This window comes from Streptomyces sp. NPDC000941 (genome assembly GCF_053599555.1).
The window spans coordinates 103718-122770 of record NZ_JBSFMM010000008.1; the positions used below are offsets into that span (position 1 = coordinate 103718).

The following is a 19053-nucleotide window of genomic DNA, read 5'->3' on the forward strand; positions in this document are numbered from 1 at the left end:
GTCACCGCTGTCCGGCCTGTCGCTGCCAAGCTTTGAGCGCCTTGGCGGAGGCGGTACCGCGAATGTCGCTCGGATTGACGTAAAGCACCCGCGGGTTGTTGTTGTGGGGCCCGAATCCCACTGAACCGCCCAGAAGGACGTACATGCCCGCGGGGCAGGGGGCGCCGCCCTGGAACCACGTGTCCTGGCGAACGCCGGTGCCCTGCCAGACGATCCAGGCCTTGTCACCGGTCCTTGCCCGTTGATATATCGACTCGACCCACGCGATGTGCAGGTCATCGCCGGCATGGAGGGCTGCCGTGTCGCGGAGCGTTTGCCATTGGGCTGCGGCGGCCCTGCGCCGTCTGCCCCGTCCAAACAGATCGACCATGGCGTCGACGATACGCGGCGTGTGGCGCCGCGACCTTACCGACCGGCTGGGCGGCATCCGCCGGGAACGCGTCGCATTGGTATCGCCTACGTATCGGAGCAGTCGATTTCACTGTGTTACGCCTAGTGAGCTGATAGGTACAGCGTGAGGGGGCGTTTCGGCGGCGGACTGTCCCCACGTGTGCGTTCCTGCCTCTGGAGGTACCGTCCGTATGACGTACCGGCATATGACCGGCGCTGCGCATCCCGCGATCAGCGGTCCGGGTCTCGACCGGCTGAAGACCGTTCTGAACAGCTGGCGCGGTTCTCTGCTCGACATGGGAGGACGCAACAGGCTGCTGAACTTCCGCCACACCAGGACCGCCACGCTGGAGATCACCTCACCTGACGCCGCCGCGGTGCTGGCCGGGCTGGCGAAGGGCTGGGCCTTCGCCCCCGTCGAGGACGGCGGTACGGACGAAGAGTCGGAGCACGAGGACCTGTTCCCTCCGGAGGAACCAAAGGCGACGGCTGGAACCTTCGGGCTTGTCACTCAGAAGACCAGGCAGTCGGCCCTGGAGGCGGCGCTTCGCCAGCTCCACCGCAGTTCGGCCCAGATGTACAACGACTACGGCCTGTGGGTGCTGTGGCTCGGCGTCGGCATGCTCGACTGGCGGGAGGCGGACGCCCACGAAGGCAGCTCGGCTCCGCTGTTGCTCGTCCCCGTGGAACTGAGCCGGGACCGCCAGGGCAGCACCCGGTTGCGTGCTGCCGAGGCTCAGGAGCGTATGCACAATCCGGCGCTCGAGGTGAAGCTGGATCAGCTGGGTGTCGACTGGTCGCCGGTGCTGGAGACCGACGTGGCCGACCTCGGGGCCGTGCTCTCCGCCGCACGAGCGATTGCTGCTCGGCGGACAGGCTGGTCGGTCGACGAGAGGGTGGTCCTGGCCCTCTTCTCCTCGTACAAGGAGGCCATGTACCAGGACCTGAGGCAGAACGAGGACCGCATTCTGGCGCACCCCCTGATACGCGCGGTCGCCCTCGGGCCCGACTCCGAACTCCCCGCTGATGCCATCAGCTTCGACCCCCCTGAGCTGGAGCGCATCGACGAGATCCAGTTGCCCGAGCAGACCCCGCTCGTCCTCGACGCTGACGCTTCCCAGCGGCAGTGCGTCGCGGCTGCGCTGGACGGCCACTCTTTCGTGATGAACGGCCCACCAGGAACGGGTAAGAGCCAGACGATCACCAACATGATCGCCGCTCTGATGCACTCGGGCCGCAGTGTCCTCTTCGTGAGCGAGAAGGCGGCGGCTCTCGATGTCGTGCGCAACCGGCTGCGCGGCGTCGGCCTCCATGACTTCGTCCTGGCCTTGCACAGCGGCGATACAACCAAGAAGGCGGTGGCCACGGAACTGGCCCGAGTACTCAAAACCGAGGCGCGGGTCACCGGGGCCGCCGAGCACGAACTGGAGCGGGCACGTCGGCTACGCGAGGACCTGTCCCGCTACGCCGCGGCGATGAACCAGCCGCGCGAGCCCCTGGACCGCACTCTGCACGACGTGCTGGGCCGCCTGGTGCTGCTCGAACAGGCTGACACACCGCAGTTCACCCTGCGGGCCGACAACCGAAGGGCGATCCGTGCCCTTAGCGCCGGGGCACTTCAGGATCTCGTCGGTGCCGCCGAGGCCATCAGCCGCGCCTGGCGGCCAGCCGCGGAAGGAGAGTCGTTCACCTGGCGCGGACTCGTCGGGTCCGCCGGTTCTTCGGCGCTGACGGCGGCGTCGGAAGCAGCGGATGCGCTGGACGCTCTGCGCGCGGTGGGGGAGCGAAGGCCCTTCGCAGCCACGTTTGACGAGCCCCGCACGGTACACGACGTCAGGCAGATCGTCGGCACACTCCGCGACGGATTGCCGGACCGGGCTCCGGTAGCGGGATCCGTCATCCCCGAGGACGTGTCGGGTGTGCTTGCCCAGCTCGCCGACAACCTCGGCGCGTGCAAACCGCCCACGGCCGAGGCCGCCTTCGCACTCTTGAAACTCACTGATCTGGCGTCCGTCGCTGACCGCCCACTGAGCGGTTGGTTCGACCAGAAGGCTCTGCGCCGCGCGCAGCAGGTGGCTGAGGAACTGCGCAGCGCCTTCTCCGCCTTGGCTGAGGCACGCGGTGCCGCCGAGGACGTCTTCGGAGAGCAGGTTCTCGCAACGGAAGAGCTGCCAGTCCTGGTCCGGCGCTTCATCGACATGCATGGGATCACCAAGGGCCGCTTCTCCGCGCAGCACAAGGCGGACCGTAAGACCATCACGGCACTCACGCGGGACGGCGTGTGGAGCAAGAAGTGCATGGGGCGGCTCGACCATGCCCTCGCGTGGCAGAGTGCCAGCCTCGACGTCAAACGTCTTGCCGATCGTCACAGCGAGCTGCTGGGCCGATACACGCCCCGAGCCGAGGGGGATCTTGTAGCTCTCGACAAGGCGTTGGCCACGGCGGATCGCATAGCCGAACTGTCAGGCGGTGTCGAACGCCGGGAACTGCTGATCTCCTACCTGGCTGACAAGGGCTCTCCCGATGGGGATTCCGACGGCAATCCGCTCCCGGCGCTGCTGGCGCGCAGTGTGCGAGACATGCTGGGCGATTGGTGTGACATCGCAGAGCAGCGCGCCGACCGCTGGACTGATGCCGCGAACGCGCTTCTCGCGCTCTTCGACGACGCGAGGCGAACGCAGCTGCTCCCCGCGCTCTTGGGCACGCTCGACCAGGCCCAGCAGGCGGTGAACGCGTTCCTGGTGGACCCGCAGGGCCCGGAGGAATGGCATGCGTACCGGGAGGGGTTGACCGTACTGGGGCGCCATGGGGCCGAGGAACTGGTGTCCCGCGCGGCGGAACGCGGCGTCTCAGCGGAGCGTTTACCCGACGTTGTGGAATACGCGTTGCTCAAGTCCTGGGCGGACGGACACCTCGATACCGACGAAAGGCTGCGCACGACCCGTTCGGCGGATCTGGACGCGCGGGTTACGGATTTCCAGCAAGCCGACCGGAGGCTGCTCGAAGCCGCGGGCGGCGCGGTGATCGAGGCGTGCAACAAGCGGAGGCCGCGGAGTTTCAGCACGGGTCCGGGACGGTTGATTATCCGGCAGGCAGAACTCAAGCGCAGGCATATGCCCGTACGCGAGCTGCTCGGCCGCACACGGGAAGTCGTGCGCAGCATCAAGCCGTGTTTCATGATGAGTCCACTGACCGTCAGCCAATTCCTGCCCGCCGACTACAACTTCGATGTCGTCATCTTCGACGAGGCATCCCAGGTTCGCCCCGCCGACGCGATCAACTGCATCTATCGGGGGCGCTCGCTGGTCGTCGCAGGTGATGAGAAACAGCTGCCGCCCACCTCCTTCTTCGACTCGACTGTCGAGGACGAGAGCGACGAATACGATGAGGACGTTCCGGACTCCTTTGAGTCGCTACTGGACGCCTGCAAGGCCGGTGCCCTGAATCTTCTCTCGCTGCGCTGGCATTACCGCAGCCGTCACGAGAACCTCATCACCTTCAGCAACCGGGAGTTCTACCGCAACTCCATGGTGACCTTCCCCGGCGCACTGGAGCACGGCAACGACGTCGGCGTGGCTTTCTTCCAGGCCGGCGGAGGTATTTACGACAGGGGCGGGCGGCGTGACAACCGCATCGAAGCCGAACTCGTCGCGCAGAGGGTCATCCACCACTTCGACACTCGGCCCGACCGCACGCTTGGCGTCGTCGCCCTCTCCCAGGCACAGGCATCAGCCATCGATCTCGCGGTCCAGCAAGCTCGTCTGCCGCGCCCGGACCTCGACGACCGCTTCACCGAAGACCGTCTCGGCGGCTTCTTCGTCAAGAACCTCGAATCGGTGCAGGGCGACGAGCGCGACGTAATGATCATGTCGGTGGGGTACGGCCCCGACGAGCACGGCAAGCTCACCCAGAACTTCGGACCCATCAACAAGGACGGGGGTTGGCGCCGCCTCAACGTTGCCGTCACCCGCGCCCGATACCGCATGGAGGTAGTCGCCTCCTTCCACGGCGGTTCGTTGGATGACAGCCCGAACAAGAGCGTCCAGCACCTCAAGCGCTACCTTCAATATGCGAAGGATGGCCCGTCCGTCCTGGCCCAGGACGTGGTGCAGTCGGATGACGCGGAGCCTGAGAGCCCCTTCGAGGAGTCGGTCCTCAGTGTGCTGAGGGGCTGGGGGTACGACGTTCAGCCGCAGGTCGGCGTCGCCGGCTTCCGTATCGACATGGGTTTGCGCCATCCGGACGCACCAGGTTCTTACGCTTTGGGCATCGAGTGCGACGGGGCGATGTACCACTCATCGAAGGTGGCCCGTGACCGGGACCGACTGCGCGAAGAAATTCTGAAGGGGCTGGGCTGGAAGCTGCACCGCATCTGGGGCACGGACTGGTACCGGGGGCGGGCAGCGGCCGAGCAGCGGCTGCGCGAGGCGGTCGAGCGGGCAGTCGCGAGGGGTCCGTTGGCCGAGCGGGAGCCGGAGCCGGCTCCGGCCCCCGACGTCGGCCCGCCGGCTGAGTCGACCGGGGAGCCGGTACGCCTCACGTCGGCGGTCGAGCACGAGCGAGTGCCGGTCGACACGGAGCCGGACCGGCCCTGGAGCGCCCCGTACGAGGCGTCCGAGCTGTATGTAACGCCGATGGCCGAGCTGCACACGCCCGAGGCCCGGCCCGCAATCCGCAGGATCCTGACCCGGGTCGTCGAGACGGAGGGACCGATCCATGAGGAACTGCTGGTGCAGCGTGTCCGCGAGGCATGGGGTGTGACCAAGGCGGGTCCGCGGATTCGCGAGAACATCCGGCAAGTGGTGCGCGGCCTCAAGCGGGCGGGATCCGTCAGCATGAGCGGTGAGTTCATCGATATCGCCGGACGGACGGACCTTACGGCCCGCCATCCGACGCCCGACGGCACGCCGCTGCGCAAGGTCATGCACATAGCGCCCGCGGAGCGACGACTGGCTCTTCGAGAACTCGCTGCGGAGTGCCCGGGAGTGTCCGGCGCGGAGCTCATACGTCTCGCCTGCGATTTCTTCGGCTGGAAGCGGCTTGGGCCGGACATTCGCGCCGCTCTGCAGGGGGATATCGCCGAGCTGTATGCGGAGGGCGTGTTCGTGGGCGCGGAGGGACGCATCACCGTGCCCGAGTGAGCGAGCCAGGCCCCCCTTGGGGAGGGGCCGCGGCGTCACACGGAAGCCGGGACCCGGGCCTCGGACTCGATGAGTTCGCGCAGCTTGGCACGGGTCTCGGCGTCTGTGGAGTAGACGATCGTGCCTTTCATGCCTCGGGTCAGCAGCACCTTGTAGGTGTTGAGGATCAGCCGGTCCACATCGTCATCGGAGGTCGACTTCTTGAACACCGGGTCCTTTGATGCCGAGCGGTCGACCACCCAGCGGTCACCACGCCACACCAGGTCCGGGCCGATGATGACGCCGCTCCAGTCGTACTCGAATCCCTGCGCCGTGTACACGCAGCCGACCTGACCGAAGCCCGCCGGGTCGGTGGCCCACAGCGCGGACGGAGGTGCTCCCGCCACCGCCCGCTCGCCGAAGACGTTCCACGGCCGTGCCCAGTCGCCGATCACCACATCCGCCGGGAGTGCGTGACCGGGGGCGATTTTGGTGGTCCACTTCCAGCAGTAGCCGGCGGACATACGGGCGCTGTACCCCTGGGCGCGCCGGCCCTCAAGGAACGCCTCCATCTCCTGAGGAGTCTCCGCCACCATGAGCTCCATCTTGGAGTCCGGCTCCCAGCGGATGGGTCCGCCGTCCTTCAGGCCCAGCAGTCGTACCACCCACAGCAGATAAGCGTCGCTGCCGCCACAGCGGAACTGGCCGTCGAGATCCACCCTGTTCACGCGCAGCCCTTTGGCGGTCGCCGCCTTTTCGATCTCGCGAAGCGATCCCATTTCGCCAGGGCGAACGACCTGATCCTGGTCCAGGAGAAAGACCGGCACACGCGCGGCGTCGATAAGCTCTTCGACCTGGGGCCTGTCGGTACGGTTGGCTGCAGGCGTGTAACGGTTGGCGGAAGTCTTGCGCATGCGGTGTGCTTCGTCGCAGATGAGCACGTCCAGACCGTTGCGTTCGGCGGTCATGAAACTATTGAAGTACTTGAAAAGGCCCTGCACTTCGCGCTTTCGGGTTCCCGCGACCTTCCGCATGGTCTTGGTGAAGGACGCCGACCCGGTAGCGTGCAGCGCGGACCGTCCCTGGCGATAGAGCTCACCGAGAAGGGACAGGGCGATGACGCTCTTCCCGCTGCCGGGGCCACCCATGACGACAATGACTTCCTTGTTGTCCGCCTGCCGGGCGTTCCGTACGGCCTTCAGTACCAACTCGTACGCCAGCTTCTGCTCGCTGAGCAGTGTGAACTGTTCCCGATTCCGGATCTCGTCGGCGGCGACGGCGATGAGTTGGGTGGACGGCTTGATCTGACCCGCCTGGAGCGCGTCGGCCGCCGGTGCACCGGACTGCGGTGCCAGCTGTTCCTGGAGGAACGTGATGAACTCGCCGCGCTTGTCCCCGGTGAAGAACCGACCGCGCGGACTCTGCCCGGCGACGTCCAGGGCGCCGGCTCCGAACTCGGTCGCGTTGTGAAGGTACGCGGCACCGGTGATCCGGTGCTCGTGCCCGTCCAACGCGCCGTTGAACTGGGCCAGATAGTCGCAGTATCCCCGGACCTGTTCGATCGGGTTCAGCCGCGGACGGCCTACTCCCGCGATCTGGCACAGATTGGGCGCTTCCTCGTCTGGATGCGCTTCGGTCCACTGCTTGAGCTCGACGACCACGTAGGAAGGTTCACCGGTCTTCGGATGCACGCCGGCGAGTATGGCGTCGGCCCGCTGGCTGGTGAGCGGCAGCGTGTACTCCAACATCATCTCGACCTCGCCGAGGCCCGCATCCATGACCGCGTTCACGAGGGCCGGAATGGAGTGCTCCCATGAGCGCCTCTCACTCTGACTGGGCGTGTACCCGTGTACATGGATGAATCGGTCGGTCAGGCGGAGGTACAGCCCTCCGGAAAGGATCTCGGCGGCGACCGAGGCGGCGGATTCGCGGATCAGCAAGGAAGGCCCCCAGGCAGCACGGAGTCGCTGGAGCGGGTGGGGGCATGTCCTTCGAGTCCCCGACGGGTGGTTTCCGTCAGGAGCGGAAGCCCGGCGGGCCGCGTGGATTTCGACGTCAACTCTAGCTCGGTCATGTGCGGTGCTTTCTGCCGATTGGGCGCGAGGGGCGGTGCTCGGCGGCACGCGCCCCTCGCGCCGACTGGCGAGGGTTATCTGCGTCGCCACCACGGCCTGAGGAAGTGACGGAAGACCGTGCCGAGCGCCTCGAGGATCCGGGGGCGGTCGGTGGAGTGACTGTCCCGGAGCGCGGAGCTGGCGATCTTGGCAAGGGTGGTGCAGACGACAGCGCAGCAGATCACAGCAGCTACCGCAGCTACACAGACAGCGAGAAGGACAGGGGCGGAGAGCACAGCAATCCCTTCGAGCGCATGCGCCGTCACACGGGGAAGAACGTTTCACCGCGGTCGGGCGCAGGTGCGACGTGACGAGGCTGGATCAGGCAGGGGCGTGGTGCGGGTGAACCGATGAGGTGGTGCAGCCACTGCTGCCTGGATGCTGTGCGCTTGCCGACGGAGAAGGGAGGCGAGTCATGCCTGCGCGAGGGCCGTCGGACCAGGAAGAAAGCACGTATGCGCTCCGGGAGTAGGCGGGAAGGCGTGTCCGGGCAGAACCTGGAAGCCTTGTCGTTGCCAAAAGGTCGTCAGAAAGTGTACGCACTCGACTCGGAAGTGACAATAAATGCCATCCGAGTGATCGGATGTGTAGTTTGCCGTCAGGAACCGCCATCGGACCGCGTGCGTCAGGACGGGGCGCTCGGTAGTACCGTCCGGAGGTACTGCTGGGTCGCGGGATCGTCGGAGTAGAAGCGTGTGCCGCGCGCTCCGCGTGTGGCGAGGACCCGATAGGTGTTCAGCACGTAGGGCAAGTACTCCTGAGCGGTGAGCCCTTTGAGAGGCGCATCATGGCTTTCTTCTGGGCGCGCCTGCCACCCGTGGGCGGTACGGGTGATGTCCTTGCCGAGGATGACCGCGCTGTAGTCGTACTCCATCCCCAGGGCGGTGTAGACGCATCCGACCTGATGCTGTCCACCGTCGTCGGTGGCCCAGAAGGCGCGACCGGGCACCCCCTCTCCCGCGATGAGCCGGTCGGCCTTGGAGTTCCAAGGACGTTCCCACAGGTGCTCACCGGCGGCGTCGCTCCAGGAGATGGACACCTCAGGCGACAAGGGAGGTTCGGGCGAGGAATCCCAGGGCCAGCAATACCCTGCGGAGATGCGTGCGGTGTGTCCCCGGCGGATGTGACCAGCGACCCATTCCTCAAGCTGTACGGGACTGTCGGCCAGAGCCAGGTCGTAGTCGGCACCACCCCAGCGCGGCGGATGTCCTCCCGGAGAGAAGAGGGCAGCCAACCAGTCCATGTAGGCCCGGGAACCGCTGCACCGGAACTGGGTCGGCAAGTCGATGCGTGCGAAGCTGTACTCCTCACGGGCGGCCATACGCCGCAGCTCGTCCACGGTGGTGCCCTCGCCGGGACGGACGATTTGGCCTTCGTCGAGGAAGAGAACCAGAACGGCGCAGCTTTTCAGCAGCTTGGCCAAAGCATCAGAGAACTCGGTTCTGCGCCAGGCGCGGTCGGTGCGCGCCCGATGCGCTTCATCAAGCAGCACGACGCTCCTGTCCGTGTCCAGTTCGCCTGGAAGACGGGTGGTCCAGGTGGAGATCAGGCCCTTGGCCATTTCACCTGCGGCGCGGCTGAGTTGTTGCGTCAGCGTGGCTGAGGGGGACAGAAGGCGTGGGTTCGCTCTGGGGGTTCCGCAGAGATCGCCCAGGAGCCGTAAGGCGATGGCGGTCTTTCCGGTGCCCGGCCCGCCAGTGACAACGACGACGTGCCCACGATAAGTGCCACGTCCGGTGTCGATGGCCTTGCGGATCATCTGGCGCGCCTTGTCCTGCTCTCCGATGAGACGAAACGATTCGCTGCCGGCGATGTTGGCGGCCACCCTCGTCAGAAGCTTCGGGGACGGGCGGTGGCGGGCGTCCAGGAACGTGGTGATCTCTTCTGGTGCTGCTGGGCGCAGACCCGAGCAGCGCAGGCGTTCAGCGAGCACGTGGGGAGCGGCATCCGGGGAAAGATCCTCCGCACCGAGTACGGGGTAGGTGGCGCTGGGCCCCGAGCTGAGGTGCTTACGCAGGTGAGCTATCAGATCCGGAGGTGCTTCGTGGAGCAGCGCGACGCCTTCCACTTCCAAATCCAGCTCTGCGGGTACCCAACCGGTGAGGTAGTTCACATAGCCACCGACCTGACGAGCCGGGTGCAGCACCGCTCTGTCCCCGACCTGGAGCAACCCGGTCCCCGCGGCATGGGGGCGGGCATGTGTCCACTGCTTGAGTTCGATGACTACGCTGGTCAAGCCCTTGGCAGCGGCCGGGTGACCAGCGGCCTGGTGTCCGAGCAGGAGCGCATCGACGCGTTTGCTCGTGCCGGGCAGCTCGTACTCCAGCAAGAGGTGCAGATCACCCAGCTCGGCCGCCGACAGGATCCGGAGCAGCGCGGGCCAGCTCCGCGACCAACTGCGTTGCTCGGCTTCCCCCGGGAGACGACCGTAGCTTCCGGCGTACCTCTCGGCGCACTCGGCCACGAAGGCTGGATCGGCGACTCGCGCGGCCGCCTCGGCTACCGTTCCTCCGAAAATATGCATGCCGACGATCTATAGCAGGCCCCTCCTTAGGGCGGCCATGCCAAGATCTCAGCCATCACAGCGCTGCTGCCGGTTACGCGTGCGATGACCTCAGGGAAGTCGCTGGTGGCGGGGCTGGCGTCATGAACGGCTTGTCCGCCGGACCCGGTCTTCGGTGGGCGAGTGGTGGACCGACTCGGAGGAGACCCACGAGGACCGCGGGCTCAAGAATCGGCCGGCCGAGGACGCCCGGCGCGTGACCAATCCGCCCCAGCGGGCGTGGACCGCATCGCCGCAGGGAGGTGATGGAGCCTGGGAATCCAGTGTGGAGCAGGTCTGTCATATCTTCCTATTAACCTTCCTGGGATGGGACTTGGGGAAGTGACGCGCGCAGGAGTGCTGGCTGCTGTCAAGGAGTGTCAGTACTTGGGACGCGAAACCTTTCGACGCAGCTACGGCTTTGGTCGGGCCACGACATACGAGCTGGTCTTGGACGGTGACCGCTACGACTCGAAGGCCATTGCAGGTGTAGGGCACCTGTACTCGGTCGGCAGCCCGCTGTCGGCTGGTGCCTTCAGCGGCGGCGCTCGAACAGTGGCACATCGTCTGCGCGTACTCGGCTTCACCGTGGAGGACGGGACTGCCAGCGGGGACGAGCCGCAGCAGACAGCGCCACAGTTGGTCCTTCAGCCCCGTGGCACGGCCCGGGATCGCGGCCCGCATAATTTCGTCAAATCAGTGCGACGGGGCATTGAAATCGCAGAAATTGAGAATGCGCTTGGGGAGAAAGCGGATGTGCTTGCCGCCTTGTACCCGGACGGGATCGCTCGGCTGTGGGGGGCCACCCCCACCGCGCAAGCCAACAACGAAAAGGTGAGAGCGCTGCGGAACCGGCGTGTTGGCGACGACGTGCTGTTCTATGCAGAGAACCACTTGATCGCTCGCGCCCGCATTCTCCACCTGTTCGACAGTTCGCCCGTTGCACAGGCTGTCTGGGGGACCGACGAGGGCAATGCCACCTGGGAACACATCATGGCGCTGGGGGATGTCGAGGAGTTCCCCACCCGCGTTCTCGCAGCGCCGATACTGCGTAGCATAAACGTTCCAGTTCCGTTGCGGAGCCTCACCCTGCGGTCCGCCGAGGACTACCGTCGCGTTGTCGATCTGCTCCCGGACAGGCGTCAATCGCGGCTTCCCGCACTTCCGGCAACACCCCGTGCCGCCCCTCCTGCACGACTGACCGCTACCGATTTGCTGGAACGGGTTGGCTCGCTCGGCGACCAACGTCATCCGAAGCATCAAGCTCCCAGCCGGCACCAGCCATTGGCTCTATTGTGGGCGATCTCTCGTATCGCCGCAGGCAAGCCGCGCCTGGCGTCCTGGGCATGCTTCAGCACGGAGGTCGGTCCGCTCCTGGCCGAGTTCGGGCTGCCCAGTTCCAACGCCGCCCCCGAGTATCCCTTCTGGCATCTACAGGGCAGCGGCCTGTGGGAGGTGCATGGCATTCCAGGTGAGTCCGGTCCCATGCCTCAAGTCGAAGTCTTCAATACGGTCCAACCCGTGGCAGGCCTGACCTATGAAACTGCCGAACTGTTGCAGAACCCTCTGGTCCGCCTGGAGACTGTGGTCAAGCTGTGCGGCACCTACCTCGACGATGTCGACCAGCGCGCGTTGCTTAGCCAAGTCGGCTTCGCCGGGTATGCGACAGCTGACGGCCTACTCGATGGTGTCGAGGACGGTCACATCGAGCAGACCGCCGATGAAGAGGGGGCGCCCGGACCAACTGCACGGCGGGAGTCCACTTCCTCGCGACTGATTCGCAATGCAGCTCTGGCGAATCAGGTCAAGGAGCTGCACGATGACGCTTGCCAGGTGTGTGAAACCCGCCTGCAGTACAAGCGCAGGCCTTATAGCGAGGCTGCCCACATCCGTGGCCTCGGCTCTCCACATGACGGCCCGGACGAGCTGCCCAACCTGCTCTGCCTGTGCCCCAACCACCACGTCCTCTTCGACGGACTGGAGATCTACATCGACGCTGGCGGTGTCGTGAGGCAGATCCAGGGCGGCGAGTCGCTGGGACTCCTTCGCCGACGCGCTGGTCACCGGATCGATGAAACGTATCTGCGTTATCACCGGACTCTGTGTGAGCTTAACAAGTTGGCAGGGGAGTGACAGCTCACGTACGGCGCTCAGTGTGGGGCACCTTCCATCTGGCTCAATGCAGGAATCGATTCGACTGAATTGCCTCGACGGGCGGTAAGAGGTGACCTACCGGGGTATCGAGGACCTGCTGCACAAGTATCAGTGATCGGTCCGCATGCCTCCGAGGCCCCCGGTCCCCTGTCCAGGGGCCTCGCCGTCTTCTGGGGCTCACCTGGTGCAATGCTTCTAGATCATGCCCATAGCTTTCCACGGACTCCGACATACGGCCTCAGGGCAGCGCCTGCACATCTAGGCGGCCTGGACCCGCTCTGTCTGAAGGCGTTCGAGGAGAAGACCAGAGGCAAGCTCGCCACCGAGGACCAGCCGACGCTGCTGGAGGCGCTGTCGCACATCTGCGGCGGGGACATGCTGACCGTCCAGGAAACAAACCGTCTTGGCCGCAATCTGCTGGAGGGGATCGGGGCCGACGAGCACACCGAAGGCTTCCTCATCCTCGACTTCGCGCTCGCCCTGTCGGAGGACCGGCGCCGCGACATCGTCCGTAAGACCAAGGACGGTCTGGAGACAGCCCGCCGCCGTGGCCGGGTTGGAGGGCGGCGCCCGGTGGTCGATGACGACAAGCGCGCCGCCGTCCTGGCCCGGCGACGGAGGTGTTGATCATGCATTGCAGAGGCTCTGACCTGGGGCGGAGTCGAGCACGACAGGTGCAGTGATACAAGGCGTGTCGGACGTGTGTCGCGTTGCGTAGAGCTTGGAAGGCTTGAGGCCGTCTGGGCGCGCCGCGCCCCAGTGTGGTCTGACTGGGGCGCGGCGTAAAGGCATTAGGTCAAGGCTCTCAGCGCCGCTACTGACGCCACCAGACCTTCCCGCTCCAAGGAGTCGATCACATCGGCGACCACCGCGTTTGGCGGGTACTCCCACGAGTCCGCTATCTGCGTGAGCACTCCGTACACCCGTCGGGGAGAGAGGTCGACCTGTGCCTCGATGAAGGCGTCTGGATGAACGGCTTGTACATCCCAGGCGGACAACTTATCGGCGGGGAAATCCTTCAGGTTGGATGTGACGATCACCTGTGCTTTTGCTTTGATGGCAGCGGCCAGGACGTGCCGATCGTCGGCATCCGGTAGATCAAATATGTCGATCAGCCGTTCGTATCCCTTGACCAGCACGTCTGGAATCGCGCCAGACATGAGCTCTCGCGTCCGGTCTAACTTCTTCGGATCTGAGTCAGGCCGGTTCTTCTTCAGGTTGCGAAAGGCCTCATCGAGGATCTGGTCCGTCCACTTTGCCTGCACCAACCTTGCCTGCGCCACGCGAATGAGAACGTCGCGCAAGGTGCTCGGATACAAGACGTTGGCGTCGTAGACGGCGACGAAAGCCATGACCTAGATCATTCCCATCTCCTGGCCGAGCCTGGTGAGCTCATCAGCTACCTGTCGGCGACGGTGGTCGTCCTTGCGCTGGTACTCCAGCAGGGACGACGCGGTGATTCGGCGGTGCGAGCCAACGGTCCGGTACTCGATCTCTCCGGCGTCCAAGAGGCCGATGAGGAAGGGGCGGGACACGTTGAGCATGTCGGCGGCTTGCTGAGTGGTGAGCTCAGCGTCGGACGGAACGATGGACACGGCCCGGCCGGCGCCAAGGTGCGCTAGAAGTGATGCGAGGAGCTCTACGGCCTCGCGAGGGAGGGCCAGGGGCTCACGATCGCCTCCATCTTGAACCGTGACATGGATCTGGGATGCCTCCTGGTGTTCTGCCAGGTAAGCCCGGACCCGAGTGAGGGCATCGTTTGCAGTCTTCTGCTTGTCGTCCGGCAGTTTCACCGGGCGAATGTCGGTCTTCGTCATTTGTGCGCCCCTAGATGTGAGAGATGGGCGCCAGTGGTAGTCCGCCGTCGTTGGCGCGGCGGCGGGCTGGCGTGACGGCACGTGGCCCCGTGGTCGTTGGCGCGGCGACGGAGCTCGCTGTCATGGGGTGGCGGTGGGTGTTGGCGTAGTGGTCTCTTGGTCGTGAAGGTCAGCGCTGCCTTACCTATCGAAGTATCCGCAATATTCGAAACAAGTGCAACGGATCCAGCGGGTGAATTATGGCGGCCAGTGTTGCCTATCCCTCTGACCTGCGGCGGAGCCTGTGGAAGCCGGTGTGACAGCTGGGACTCCGGGCGAAGCAAGTGGCAGGGCGCCCTTGCGGCGCAGGGTGTGTCGGGCGTGCGTTGAGCGCTCCCGCATTGCGGCCGGGTGAAGCCGTCCTCCTCTGCCGATCCCGCCGTCATGCGCCCCGGCGGCCAGGTGTCGCCCGCTCCCCACGGGCAGTGGGCTCTTTGCCCCTAGCAAGGGGGTAGGTGAAGGGCCCTGAGCTGCAAGGTAAGGGGGGTAGGGGGCGTGGCGGCGGTCTGCTGGATGCCCTGTACGGCGTTTTTTGGGCTCGAACGTCACGGCGGGCGTCACAGTCGTGACGCCTCACCTCGTGACGGCTGTGACGCGCTCTGACTCCGCGCAGATTCGTACCGTTCAAGATCGAAACGGTCTGCATGTCAGGGCTTGGGGAGGACGATCCGCGACTCGGTGAGCCACTCTGTCCGCGCTACTACGACTACGCGGGCGCGGTGCTCTGGCAGGCTCGTGCCGGGCAGCTGTGGCACCGGTTCGTCATGGAGCTCCGCCGCGAGCTGGCGCGCCGTATCGGGGTGCCGCGTGAGGAGTTCGGCGAGGTGGCGCGGCTGTCGTACGCCAAGGTTGCCGAGTATCAGCGGCGCGGCCTGGTGCATTTCCATGCCGTGGTTCGCCTCGATGGTCCGGAGGGGCCGGGGGCGTCGCCGCCCGGTTGGGCGACTACTGGACTGCTGGCGGGAGCCGTGCGGGTTGCGGTCGGCCTGGTCCGGCTTCCCGGCCTCGGTGTGGATGTCGTCGGGCGGCGGGTGCTGCGCTTCGGGGCTCAGGTTGATGTGCGGGCCATCGCGTCGTCCGAGGCGGGGGAGCGGCTGACCTCTGCGGCGGTCGCGGGCTACATCGCGAAGTACGCGACGAAGGGCGCCGAGTCCGCTGGCGCGGTGGACTGGCGCATCCATCATGCAAGCGATCTGGCCACGCTGCCCTGCGGGACCACACGCTCCGGATGATCGGTACGTGCTGGTGGCTCGGTGGCTTGGCTCCCTTCAAGTCGCTGCGGCTGCGGCGGTGGGCGCACATGCTCGGCTACCGGGGCCACTTCTCCACCAAGTCACGTCGCTACTCGACCACGCTGACCGCGCGGCTCGTGACGCTGCGGCGGCCCTGCGGGACGTGCTGACGGCGGCGGGGATGCAACGGGATTTTCCTTACCTGCGGGCGGACCTGAACGCCTTCGGGCATGGATTTGTCGAACTCGGACGTGTATCTCCGGAGACGGCAGAGCGAATGGCGGAACTGCTGAGGCTCGCCTTTTCCTGTCCGCGTGATCTTCAAAGCGAATCAGAGGGGAGGAAGTGGTGACGGGCCCGCGAGGAGTATGCGCAAGGCACGCGGAAGATCTTGCTCCGGGAGTGCCGTATGTGCGGGGGTGGGCCGCTGCGAAGCGGGGTTCGGATGCTCTCGCTGAGAAGCTGCGGGCGGTGGGGTTGGAATCGGACTTTCCTGGGCTCAAAGCCGATGTGAATGTCGGCGGTGACGGGCTCGTGTGCCTCGGTTCGGTCCGGCCTGAGGCTATTCAGTACCTGGTCAGGATGCTGGTGTCGGGGCTCGCCTTGGAGATGGCGGCGCATGCGGAGTCCAGCACTGACGGCGTGCGGCCTCCGGGCGTGTAAGCGGCTGAGCCGACGAACGGAGGTTCACATGCGCAGCGAACTGGTGAAAGTCATGACCGTCTATGCGAGCACTGTGCGGATAGGCGGTATCGTAAATATCGCCGGTACGGAATCCCGTGTAGAGAACATGTTCGCCCTGCAAGGCGGCGGGAAGCTGTTGATCCTCGATATGGGGGAGCCATTCACGCTCGACCCCTCGTTTCCTTTGTTTGCGAAACGGCTCAGGGCCATCGAAATAACGCGCTGAGTCTCTGCGTCACACCCACGGCGACCGATTCGGGTTAGGGTCGCGAATACGCGAGAACTGGTGAGAACATCACGCCCCGGGCTCCGGTGCTCACCAAAGCCTACGTGGCTCACTTTACGCGGCACTACAAACGGCTCGTGGAAGAAGGAGTCATCGACTACTCTCGTGGAATCGACATGATGTTTCTGCACTACTGGGGGAAGGCGAAATGAGTTCCAGCGAAGAAATCCGGAGGATCTACACCGACTCCCGTCTCTCCGGCCCCAGGAAGCGGGATCGGATCTTCGCGTACCTTTACGCACTGGAGGAGCACGGCGTGCCCGTCGCTGTCGAGGCACTGATCGCGGCCGACAAACGCTACCTCGTCGGGTACCTCGCGCAGTATCTGGGGTTGACGCCCGGGTACGCCGAGCAGAAGACCCGGGCCGCGGAGGCGCTCAGGGAGCACGAGGAACTCGTCCGCTCCGGGGCACGACTGGTCCCCTGGCTTCCCGAGAAGACCCTCCACGGACTCATCGACGACTACCTGGCCGCGGGCGACCCCGACGCCCCCGTGGCCAGTGTCATCTACAACATCGGCATGTTCCGTCCCGAGTTGCTGCGGTCCGTCGCCGACCGGATCCACGACGACGACATTCAGCTGGGCCTGCTTTCCGGAGCCCCCGACCACGAGGCCCGGCAGTTGCTCGACCAGTGGGAGGTCACCAAGGATCCGCACCACTTGGTCCAGCTGGCCTTCATGCGCACCCCGTTCGCCTCTCAAGCCCTGCTCGGCGTCCGGGACGAGTTCGATGGCTCTCCGGAGTGGCAGACCTTGCTGGAACTCTCGGGTTCTCTGCCTGACTCGTCCCTGCCGGCCGGCCACTCCCCCGCGTACATGGGGTACGTCGCCGAACACGGCAGGAGTCCGCACGAGGTCGCCCTTCCCATGTCGGGCGAGGTGCCGGTGTGTCATCTGTGCGAGACACCTGCCGGGCACCTACTGACCCTGTCAGCGAAGGACCTCCCCTACGAACTGACAGCAGACCCGACGTTCTACTGGTACACCTGCGGCTGCGAAGACGTCGGATCGACCACCGTGCGGACAGAGCCGGGAAGGACCACGGTCTACTACGGTCCACAAGGTCTCGCCGACCCTGACTTCAGCTTCGCGCGGGGCGCGCGGTCCCTCGTCCTGGAGCTCCACCCCAATCAGGTGGGCGTGACCACCCGGGGGCTGACCGGGCAGCCCCCGCATCAAGTGGGCGGACTGCCGCAATGGATCAGGCCCGAAATTCACCCTCGCTGCCCCGAATGCTCGGGAGTCATGCGTTTCCTCGCCTTCATGAACAGCACCCAAATGCCTTTCGGGCGACAGCTCAAGCTGGGCGGAATCGTCTACTGCTTCTGGTGCGACGACTGCCATGTCTCGAGCGCGAAGGTCCAGAACTGAACGCAGTGGAATGCCCATGACCCGCTACCCAGACATCCCCAAACCCATCCGCTCCGGCATAGTCGTAGTCAACCCCGACACTCCCCGGGGCCCGTGTGCCACCGTTGATGGCGGTTGGCGCGCGGGTGGTCGGAGAGTGTTGGGCCCGTGGCCTGCCCGGTTTGGGGTCGAGCATGATCAGGGGGCCGTACGCTGGTTGGCAACTCGGGCAGGCTTTGGACCTGCCCGCAATGAGCACGAGTGGCCCCCTGGTCTTGCTCGACGCGGGACCCGAACCGGGGAGGTGGCTCAAGACTCTTCGGCCGCCCGCCCCAGCCACGGACTTGGAACGCTCTGGCGCGCGTTGGCCGCGGGCGCCCGTCCGCCCGGCGGCGCGCACGCGCCGCCCTTGAAGATCTGTGCTTCTGGTTTCGCGCCACCGGCCGTCGACGAGTGCGAGCGTGTTCTGAGTCAGAAGGTCATGGTTCTCGGCGAGCTGCGTGAGCTCGTGCTCCTCATGGGGCAGGAGCAGGGCGTAGCCGATTGGCTCCGAGAGAAGGTGCGGCGGTCCACGCTCGATCGACGCCCCCTGGCAGTGTTCGGAGACGACTTCCAGCTCTGACGCGTAAATAGCAGCAGTTCAGGGTGGGTGGGGGCAGAGCTGGGTGCCCGGTGGCCGTTGCGGGCTGCCGGGTGTCCAGGGGGCCGGTCAGGCTGCGGTCTCCCTTGGGTTGAGGGTGACGGTGTAGCCGAGCTGGTTGAGCTGGCCGATGGCCCGGCGGGTGGCGCGTTCGGGGTCGCGTTGGGTGAAGTAGCTGCCGCCGAGTTCCTGGTAGGAGACGTTGTCGGTGAGCATGTGCCAGATCGCGGTGATGATCGAGTGCTCGACGGCGACCAGGGCCTTCATCGGGCCGCGGCGGGCGGTCAACCGCTTGTAGCGGGCCTGCAGGTAGGTGTCCTTGGTTCTGACCGCGCCGAAGGCGGCGAGGCCGAGGGCGCCTTTGAGGTAGGGGTTGCCGGGCCGGACCTTGGTGTTCTTGGTGCGGCCGGCGGATTCGTGGTGGCCGGGGCAGACCCCGGCCCAGGACGCGAGGTGCTTGGCGGAGGCGAACCGGGTCATGTCCCCGCCGGTCTCCGCGATGATCACCTCGGCGGTGGGCTGGTTGATGCCGGGGACGGTGTCGAGGAGGCCGAGAGCGTCACGAAAGGGTGCCATCGCCTCTGAGATCCGTCCGGTGAGCTGGTCGATCATCGTCGTGAGCTGGTCGTACTGGTCCAGATGGAGCCGGGCCAGGAACGCGTGGTGCTCGCGGAATCGGCCGGT

The 19053-nt window shown here is 65.8% G+C and carries 11 protein-coding genes and 2 pseudogenes; 7 read left to right on the plus strand and 6 right to left on the minus strand.

Features of this window, described 5'->3' with window-relative positions; genetic code table 11:
* Position 1 precedes the first annotated feature (1 nt).
* Positions 2-370, minus strand: coding sequence for a hypothetical protein (locus tag ACWDSL_RS05330; RefSeq protein ID WP_450481913.1), 369 nt, complete (start codon positions 368-370; stop codon positions 2-4).
* Positions 371-596: 226 nt separating this feature from the next.
* Between ACWDSL_RS05330 and ACWDSL_RS05335 the strand changes: the two genes are divergently transcribed.
* Positions 597-5531, plus strand: coding sequence for a DUF3320 domain-containing protein (locus tag ACWDSL_RS05335; RefSeq protein ID WP_450481915.1), 4935 nt, complete (start codon positions 597-599; stop codon positions 5529-5531).
* A gap of 35 nt (positions 5532-5566) precedes the next feature.
* Here the strand turns inward: ACWDSL_RS05335 and ACWDSL_RS05340 are convergent, their stop codons facing one another.
* Together ACWDSL_RS05340 and ACWDSL_RS05345 are read right to left on the minus strand one after the other, a co-directional pair.
* Positions 5567-7450: a DNA/RNA helicase domain-containing protein gene (locus tag ACWDSL_RS05340; RefSeq protein WP_450481917.1), complete on the minus strand. Its 1884-nt coding sequence runs from the start codon at positions 7448-7450 to the stop codon at positions 5567-5569.
* Between the two features lie 799 nt (positions 7451-8249).
* On the minus strand, positions 8250-10148 hold the full coding sequence (locus ACWDSL_RS05345; RefSeq protein WP_450481918.1) for a DNA/RNA helicase domain-containing protein: 1899 nt from the start codon (positions 10146-10148) through the stop codon (positions 8250-8252).
* A gap of 405 nt (positions 10149-10553) precedes the next feature.
* Here ACWDSL_RS05345 and ACWDSL_RS05350 point away from each other — a divergent pair, with 405 nt between their 5' ends.
* A complete protein-coding gene (locus tag ACWDSL_RS05350; protein ID WP_450481920.1) occupies positions 10554-12299 on the plus strand; it encodes an HNH endonuclease in 1746 nt (581 codons plus the stop codon).
* Positions 12300-12509: 210 nt separating this feature from the next.
* On the plus strand, positions 12510-12947 hold the full coding sequence (locus ACWDSL_RS05355; protein ID WP_450481922.1) for a hypothetical protein: 438 nt from the start codon (positions 12510-12512) through the stop codon (positions 12945-12947).
* A gap of 164 nt (positions 12948-13111) precedes the next feature.
* Here the strand turns inward: ACWDSL_RS05355 and ACWDSL_RS05360 are convergent, their stop codons facing one another.
* Entirely contained in the window at positions 13112-13672 is a 561-nt protein-coding gene (locus tag ACWDSL_RS05360; protein WP_450481924.1) for a PIN domain-containing protein, read from the minus strand.
* Between the two features lie 3 nt (positions 13673-13675).
* On the minus strand, positions 13676-14137 hold the full coding sequence (locus ACWDSL_RS05365) for a helix-turn-helix domain-containing protein (RefSeq protein ID WP_450481926.1): 462 nt from the start codon (positions 14135-14137) through the stop codon (positions 13676-13678).
* A gap of 683 nt (positions 14138-14820) precedes the next feature.
* Here ACWDSL_RS05365 and ACWDSL_RS05370 point away from each other — a divergent pair.
* The 4 genes and pseudogenes from ACWDSL_RS05370 (at position 14821) to ACWDSL_RS05385 (ending at position 17750) form a co-directional block, all read left to right on the plus strand.
* Positions 14821-15578, plus strand: a pseudogene (locus ACWDSL_RS05370) (replication initiator).
* Positions 15539-15760: pseudogene (locus ACWDSL_RS05375) on the plus strand (hypothetical protein); the annotation flags it as partial. The pseudogenes ACWDSL_RS05370 and ACWDSL_RS05375, both read left to right, overlap by 40 nt.
* A 339-nt stretch (positions 15761-16099) precedes the next feature.
* The gene (locus ACWDSL_RS05380) at positions 16100-16318 is read left to right on the plus strand and encodes a hypothetical protein (RefSeq protein ID WP_450481928.1); all 219 of its coding nucleotides are present in this window, start codon (positions 16100-16102) and stop codon (positions 16316-16318) included.
* A gap of 208 nt (positions 16319-16526) precedes the next feature.
* A complete protein-coding gene (locus ACWDSL_RS05385; RefSeq protein ID WP_450481930.1) occupies positions 16527-17750 on the plus strand; it encodes a hypothetical protein in 1224 nt (407 codons plus the stop codon).
* Between the two features lie 688 nt (positions 17751-18438).
* Here the strand turns inward: ACWDSL_RS05385 and ACWDSL_RS05390 are convergent.
* A partial coding sequence (locus ACWDSL_RS05390) for a transposase (protein ID WP_450481932.1) occupies positions 18439-19053 on the minus strand: 615 nt, incomplete at its 5' end.